Annotated in this window: 6 protein-coding genes; 3 read left to right on the top strand and 3 right to left on the bottom strand. The window is 50.9% G+C overall.

Annotated features, from left to right (window positions below; genetic code table 11):
* Positions 1 to 68: 68 nt before the first annotated feature.
* From poxB to KDK14_RS04110, 3 genes are all read right to left on the bottom strand, one after another.
* Positions 69 to 1,787, bottom strand: coding sequence for a ubiquinone-dependent pyruvate dehydrogenase (gene poxB, locus KDK14_RS04120; RefSeq protein ID WP_257263752.1), 1,719 nt, complete (start codon positions 1,785 to 1,787; stop codon positions 69 to 71).
* A gap of 6 nt (positions 1,788 to 1,793) precedes the next feature.
* The gene (locus KDK14_RS04115) at positions 1,794 to 2,510 is read right to left on the bottom strand and encodes a cytochrome b/b6 domain-containing protein (RefSeq protein ID WP_257263751.1); all 717 of its coding nucleotides are present in this window, start codon (positions 2,508 to 2,510) and stop codon (positions 1,794 to 1,796) included.
* Positions 2,511 to 2,605: 95 nt separating this feature from the next.
* A complete protein-coding gene (locus KDK14_RS04110; RefSeq protein ID WP_257263750.1) occupies positions 2,606 to 3,814 on the bottom strand; it encodes an ammonium transporter in 1,209 nt (402 codons plus the stop codon).
* A gap of 285 nt (positions 3,815 to 4,099) precedes the next feature.
* Between KDK14_RS04110 and guaD the strand changes: the two genes are divergently transcribed.
* Genes guaD through KDK14_RS04095 form a run of 3 tightly spaced genes read left to right on the top strand, consistent with a single transcriptional unit; the run spans position 4,100 to position 7,852 of the window.
* Positions 4,100 to 5,365 (top strand): guanine deaminase, encoded by a 1,266-nt coding sequence (gene guaD, locus KDK14_RS04105; RefSeq protein WP_257263749.1) that lies wholly within the window; start codon positions 4,100 to 4,102, stop codon positions 5,363 to 5,365.
* 6 nt (positions 5,366 to 5,371) lie between these two features.
* Positions 5,372 to 6,598 carry an MFS transporter gene (locus KDK14_RS04100; RefSeq protein WP_257263748.1) on the top strand — a complete coding sequence of 409 codons (1,227 nt, stop codon included), beginning with the start codon at positions 5,372 to 5,374 and terminating at the stop codon, positions 6,596 to 6,598.
* Positions 6,599 to 6,601: 3 nt separating this feature from the next.
* Positions 6,602 to 7,852, top strand: a complete 1,251-nt coding sequence (locus KDK14_RS04095; protein WP_257263747.1) for an MFS transporter — start codon at positions 6,602 to 6,604, stop codon at positions 7,850 to 7,852.
* Positions 7,853 to 7,915 lie beyond the last annotated feature (63 nt).

Raw genomic sequence — 7,915 nt, 5'->3', positions numbered from 1 at the left:
GGTCCGGGCTGTTTGACTTTCGTAAACCGGTATGAGTCAAGTGCCACTGGTTGCTATCGGAACATGGATTAACGAAACAAATTCACCTTAGCCAGCTCCAGCAACTCATCCCCATACCCATTGATCACGGCCTTCAGGGAGTACAGGCCGAACCCTTTGGCATATTCCGGCGCCATTTTTGGGGGAAAGCTCAACTCGTGCCGATCCGTCACGACTTCCAACACTGAAGGGCCAGTGGCATGTAGCCAGTCATCTATCGCCGGGCTTAACTCATTTGGCAGTGAAACCCTGCAACTTTGCATACCACAGGCAGAAGCAATGGCTGAAAAACAGGGGTTGTCCAGATTCGTTGCCTTTGACACAAAACCCGCCGCTTTCATTTCCAGGTCAACAAACCCCAATGAGCTGTTATTCAATATGACTATTTTCACTGGCAGGTTATAGGGCTTGAGGGTCAGCAGATCGCCCATCAGCATGGAAAAGCCACCATCACCACAAAACGCAATAACCTGCCTTTGCCGGTCAACCATTTGCGCACCCAGAGCCTGGGCCAGGGCGTTGGCCATTGAGCCGTGATTGAATGAGCCTATTAAACGTCGATGGCCATTGGTTTTAAGGTAACGGGCAGCCCAGAGTGTAGGGGTGCCCACATCACAAATAAAAATGGCAGTGTCACTGGCTTTTTGATTGATGGCACAGGCAAGGGTTTGTGGGTGTATGGGTGATGAAGCGTGTCGGTTTTTGGCCTCGGCATCCAGCTTTTTACGGGAAGCCTGGTAGTGTTGCTGGCATTTCTGCAGAAATTGGCTGGACGCCTTTGGTATCAGCAAAGGCTGAAGCACAGACAGGGCAGCAAGTACATCACTGACAATGCCCAGATCAACCTGAACGTGTCGTCCGATGGCTTCAGGCGCCCGGTCCACCTGAATGACCTGGCTGTGCTTTGGATAAAAGTGACGATAGGGAAAGCTGGTGCCAAGCAGCAGCAGGACATCGGCGTTTTCCATGGCCTGATAGCCTGACGCAAAACCGATCAGCCCGGTCATCCCCACATCATAAGGGTTATCGTATTCGATAAACTCCTTTCCCCTGAGCGCATGAACGATCGGGGCATTTAGCGTTCTGGCCAATGCAATCACTTCGTCGTGGGCATTCTGGCAGCCAGCACCACACATCAACGTCACTTTTTCACAGTTATTCAATATGTCTGCAGCAAGTTTAATGAGTTGTCCGTCAGGTGTTGTCAGTGGTGGTTGGGGAGCCTGCCATTTTATGGGTATTTTTGTCGGCAATGGCGTTAAGGCAATATCACCGGGCAAGATTAGCACACTGACACTGCGCTTTAATATGGCCTGACGCATGGCGGTTTCCAACACCTGTGGCATTTGTTGAGCCGTGGTGATTTTTTCACAGAATATACTGCAACCGGCAAATAGTTGCCCGGGGTCGGTCTCCTGAAAATAACGTGTACCCGACTCTGAGGATGGAATATCAGCAGCAATGGCCAGAACAGGTACACTATTGCGGTAGCAGTTGTACAGGCCATTAATCAGATGCAGATTGCCGGGCCCGCAGGAACCGGCACATACGGCCAGCTTGCCGGAAATTTCTGCTTCGGCCCCTGCCGCAAAGGCTGCCACTTCTTCATGGCGGACACCTATCCACTCAATGTGACCATCGGCCCTGAGACTGTCGGCAAGGCCATTGAGGGAGTCCCCGGTGATACCCCAGATGCGTTGAACGCCTGCATGATGGAACAGACTGACCATATATTGAGCAATGTTCATGTAGTTTCAGCCTCGCCACCAGACAATGAAATGAAGCAGGGCAAATGCACCATGCCCATAAAAATAGAGTTCAATGGCCCCTACGCTGGTTTTATGAATCTCAAGTAACAATGGTGCAGACGCAGATGAGATAGTTGAGACAATAAACCACAGCAGCCCGGTACACAGTGCCAGTAAAAGCGCCAGCAAGCCCAGCCCCTCAACCGTGGCGGCAAGCCCACCGGCATTGGCCTTGGGGAGCTTAAGCGACTTGAGCATTTTCAGGTCAGCCGTGATCTGGCCAAGGTTACCTTTCAGCCAGGGAAAAAGGTCGTTGACCCGTCGTCGGTACAGTACGATGGCAAAAAAGGTAACAGCAGGCAGGAACAGGCCCATACCGCCATAGATATGCAGCCAGCCAATAATGGAGTATTGGGCTGCCGTTGTATTGCCATGGATATGCATCCCCAAAGACGTAACCAGCTGCCAGACCACCCACAGCATAACGAGGGCATGCAGCCACCTTTCAGTGGCCGGTAGTTGCCGGAAAATAAAGGAAATGCCATGAAATAGCGTTTGGAGATTTGGGCTAATCACGTCAAGCCTCAATGTCACTGACTTAAGCTTAAAAGCCCCATAAACACAGGGATTGATACAGGTTGAGATTTGAACCACATAGGACACAAAGAGCACAAAGGAAAAGAAAAGCTCTTCCTGGTGCTCTTTGTGTCCTTTGTGTTTCAAATCATAGGGTGCCTTAAAGCTTACGTATGGCAAGGCTTTCACTCTCAAGTCAGTGCCATTGCGTCAAGCCCCGATTTTCGTACTGGCAAACGCCTCTAATCATCACTGTACAGTTCGTTAAGCAGAGACTTATCCAGCCCGGCCTCGATCTGCTCTTTGGTTACCCGGATATCCGAAGCGTTATCCAGATACTTCATCAGGAAATAAGAGACAATCATGGCGTAAACAGCGACAAGGCAGGCACCAAACAGCTGGACAAGAAACTGCCAGAAGCCTGCGTCCACATGATTGACCAGCGCATTGGCCAGCAAACCAATCATTACGGTTCCGAGAAAACCGCCCACGCCATGCACCCCCCACACATCCAGCACATCATCCCAACCGGCTTTTCTGGGAATTTTTATGGCGTAGAAACAAACCACACCGGCAGCAGCGCCAATAATGAAAGCTGACATCGGGGTTACGTAGCCTGAAGCCGGGGTAATGGTGGCCAGCCCGGCAACAGCGCCAACCAGTGGGTCAAGAAATGAGAAGTTGCCGCTCTCCCGATAGCTCATGATTGACCAGACAATCATACCGCTGGCACTGGCAACGCCGGTATTGGTGAAAACAATGGCCGTAGTGCCGGCAGCAGCCAGTGTCCCTCCGGCATTGAACCCGAACCAGCCAAAGAGCAGTATGCCAGCACCAATAGCCACCAGCCCCATATTAAACGGCCCTTTACCGGTAATGACCTTGCGGGAACCAAGCACCCATAATGCCGCCAGACCCGAGAACGCAGAGGCTACATGAATCACCGTGCCACCGGCAAAATCCACAAACCCCATTTTTGCCAGAAAACCGTTGCCCCATACCCAATGGGCCACGGGGAAATAGACCAGGATCATCCAGATCACCAGAAACTTCATCCAGGCTCCCATGGTGATTCGGTTGACGATTGACCCGGTCATCAGGGGCAGGGTGATAATGGCAAACATCAGCTGATACATGAAGAACATCAGAAATGGAATGGTCAATCCATAACGGCTGTTAACCTCAAACACGATATCCCGAAAGCCAAAATACTGGAAAGGATTGCCAATGATACCCAGGATATCGTTACCGAAGACCAGGCTGAAGCCACCAAAAATCCACAGGATAGTGACAACACCAACAGACAGGAAAATCTGCAGCATAATGGTCAGCGAGTGTTTTCGCTCAACCAGCCCGCCATAAAAAAATGCCAGGCCCGGCGTCATAAAAAAAACCAGAACCGTCGCAATCACCATAAATGCGACATTGCCATGAACGACACCTTCAAACATTGTTTCCACCCTGTTTAGCTGATTGACCTGGCAATGGGAACATCTCATTGGAGGAAGTGAAAAACCGGAACTACTGATAGAATAGACGACAAATATAATTGTGCAGTTTGTAGCAATGGGGGGGGGGCATTGCAGGATTTTTATTGTGGTCTAACCTGACATACATAAACGACATATGCATGATTCATTCAGCAGACGCTGACGATCAAATGTTTGAGGTTATGTCCATGAGTAATAAGAAAGCGATTCGCGGCAGTATCCTTACCTTATATTGCCGATCCGTTTGTGGTTGAAGACTCTTACCTTTACTTTAAGGATGGCCTGATTATCCTCAATGGCGGTACCATCGAAAAGGTCGGTGCCTACCAGGACCTGTCAAGTCTGGTCAATAACAACCTTGAGTTACTGGACTATTCCGGCTCATTGCTGACGGCCGGTTGCATTGATACCCATGTACACTTTCCGCAAACCCCGATGATTGCCGCCTATGGCGAGCACCTGCTGCAATGGCTCAACGAATACACATTTCCCACTGAATTAAAGCTGAAAGATAAAGACTTTGCGTCGTCGGTTGCCAAAATGTTCCTCAAAACCACCTTAAAGGCAGGAACCACAACCAGTGTTGTTTATGGCACCGTTTTCAAAGACTCGGTGGATGCTTTCTTTGAAGAGAGCGAACGGCTCGGTACCCGTATGTTGTGCGGCAAGGTCTGGATGGACCGCAACGCGCCGGATGGGTTGCTGGATACTGCCCAGTCTGCCTACGACGAAAGCAAGGCGCTTATTGATCGCTGGCACAATAATGGTCGGCAGAAATACGTTATCACTCCACGTTTTGCCCCATCCTGTACCGGTGAACAACTGCAAAAGGCCGGTGACCTCTACAAGGAGTATCCTGACGTTTATATCCAGACGCACCTGTGTGAAAACACCGGTGAAATAGACTGGGTCAAGGAACTGTTCCCGGAGCGTAAATCCTATACGGATGTGTACGACCATTATGGTCTGATTGGTGAGCGTGCTGTGTTCGGCCACTGCGTCCATTTTAACGAAGATGACTTCAAAACGTTGTCTGAAAAGCGGGCTGCCATATCCCACTGTCCAACTTATAACCTGTTCCTTGGCTCTGGCCTGTTTGATATGGAGCAGGCCAAACGGGGCAAGTACCCGTGCCTGGTAGGCCTGGGTACCGATATCGGTGCAGGCACCAGCTTCTGTCACCTGCAAACGCTGAACGAATCCTACAAAATATCCGAACTGCTTAACCACAAACTCACCGCCATCCAGGGCTACTACCTGGCCACGCTCGGTGGTGCACAATCCATCTACCTTGATGACAAGATCGGTTCCATTGCCGAGGGTAAAGAGGCGGATATTGTCGTCTGGGACCTGCAATCTACAGAACTGATCCGCTACCGCATGTCATTCTCGAAATCCCTGGAAGAGGACCTGTTCACCCAACTGGTGATGGGTGATGACCGTTCAGTTCGTGCCACCATCGTCAATGGTGAGGTGGTATACGAGCGAGACAGCGGCTTTTATAAGGAGTGATTTGCCATGACTGCGATTACCGTTACCCTTGGCGGTGGCCGTGCATGGTTCTACTGGATCATCGCCACAACGTTTGTCCTGTTCCTGTTTAATTTGCAAACGGGCTATAACATTATCAACCCGGAACTGGAAAGCAGTCTGTCACTGTCCGTTGCCCAAATAGGTCTGGTGGCCAGTACCTATACGGTGGTTTTTGCCATTTGCCAGTTATTCTCAGGCCCGTTGCTGGATCGCTTCGGGATTCGCTGGATCACACCTTTCGCCATTACCGTGGTTGCTATTGGCGCTATGCTGCTGGCCAGGGCAGAGAACTTTGAAATGCTGCTGGTTGCCGAAATTGTCATGGCGCTGGGCTCTGTGTTCGGGTTTGTCGGTGCCGGTTTTGTCGGAGGAAAGTGGTTCGGCCCGGCAAAATTTGGCCTGATGTTTGGTTTTGTACAAACAGCGTCATGTATTGGTTCACTGTTTGGCGGCAATATCATTAATGAATGTCTGGCAGATTTCAGCTGGCGGGAAATCATCGAGACATTTTCCTACTTCGGTTTTTGCCTTGCCATTGTCGTTTTTATTTTCCTGCGCGACAGTCATCCCATGACCGGTGAATTCTCGGTTATGTCCGTGCTGTCAAAACTGGTTAATGCAGCCAGGGTCGGGCAGATCTGGATCATTATGCTCATGGGGGCCGCCCTGTTTGGCACCTTGCTGTGCATGGCCGTGGTATGGGCCAGCAAGATTATCCAGAGCCACGGTGTTGGCCTTTCTGATGCCAATACCGCCTCCCTGCTGGTCTGGCTCGGGGCTGGGGTTGCCGCTGCGTTTATGGATAAATTTTCCCGCATGGCAAAAAGCAGGAAGAAAGTCGTGATCATCTGCCAGGTCATCTACATACTCAGCATTCTGGCGCTGCTTTACCTGCCCATGGATTTTTACGTAGCCTGTTGCATCATTTTGATCCTGGGTTTTGTCAGCTCCGCCCAGATGCTGACCTTCACCATGGCTTCTGAAGTGGTGCCGGTTGAGCTGGAGGGAACATCGGCGGCCTTCGTCAATAGCGGGATGTTTATTGCCGGAACCATTTTGATCTCACTGCCAGGTTACCTGCTCCCGGATACCCGGGCCCATGAGTTAACACTGGGCGATTTCCAGGAGGCCATGACCCCCATATGGATTATTAATATTGTTGTGCTGGTTATTGCCATTGTGTTTATGAAAGACACCTACAAACAGGGGTAGGGGATGCCTGAACCGGCCTCGGACAACCGCACACAATCCGGAGGTGCCAGAGCATGGTGGATGTGGATTATTGCCACCAGCTTCCTGCTGTTCTTATTTAACCTGCAGACCGGGTACAACATTATCAACCGTTCGCTGGCCCGGGACCTGTCCCTCACGGTACCCCAGGTCAGTGTCGTTGCCAGCGTCTATACCGCAGTATTTGGCCTCTGTCAGATATTTTCCGGCCCTGTCCTTGATCGCTTTGGCATTCGCTATGTGATTCCCTGTGCCATTTTAACCGTCACTCTGGGGGCTTTTGTCCTGGCCCATGCCCAGAGTTTTGCCATGGTGATCGTGGCCCAGATAATCATGGCTATCGGGGCTATTTTCGGTTTTGTCGGCGCAGGCTTTGTGGGCGGAGAGTGGTTTGGCAGTATCAAGTTCGGATTTATGTTTGGCCTGGTCCAGTCTGCGGCGGCTTTCGGCGCATTCTTCGGCGGCAATTTAATCAATGAACTGCTGGAAAGTTATCATTGGCGTGACATTATCCAGGGCTTTACCTACGTCGGCTTGTTGCTTACGGCTATTGCCTTTCTGTTTCTGCGTGACAGGAATCACCCCTCTGACGTATCCCTTTCTTTCCGCACGGGTATTGTTAAAGAGCTGATAACGGTGCTTGGCATACGTCAGATCTGGTTAGCCACCCTGATAGGCTCTGTGCTCTTCGGTGGCCTGCTCTCCCTGGCAGTGGTCTGGGCCAGCAAAGTGATTCACAGTTACGGTATGGAGCCTGCCCGCGCTAACCGGGCATCGCTGGTTATCTGGCTTGGCTGTGGCTTTGGGGCCGGTGTCATGGACCTGCTCTCCCGATCCCTGAAAAGCCGTAAACTTGCGCTTCTGATTAACGCTGCCGTTTTCGCGCTGGCCCTTTTACTGCTGCTTTACTTCCCATGTAATTTTTACATTGCCAGCGTATTGTCGTTTGTTATTGGTTTTTCCAGCGCCGCCCATATGCTGGCATTTACCATGGCTGCCGAGATGGTCCCCTGCTCACTGGAGGGAACTTCCGCAGCAATCACCAATAGTGGCCTTTACCTGGTCAGCGCCTTGATGATCACCCTGCCAGGCTACCTGCTGCCCCATACCGGGCATTTGACACTGGCGGATTTTCAATGGGCCTTAATGCCAATCTGGGTCATGACCGTTGCCAGTATCGGGCTGTGTTTGTTTTTTTTGCATGATACTTTCAAAGATAACAGCCGTGATACATAGAGTGGACATTAAGTAATTGTCCCGGAATAACTTCATCATTTTATTCAGTCCGGGAAAATGCCG

This window comes from Endozoicomonas sp. ONNA2, from assembly GCF_024606365.1.
Taxonomy (GTDB): Bacteria; Pseudomonadota; Gammaproteobacteria; order Pseudomonadales; family Endozoicomonadaceae; genus Endozoicomonas.
The sequence above is the reverse complement of the archived record's forward strand: the minus strand, read 5'-3'. Positions and strand labels throughout refer to the sequence as shown.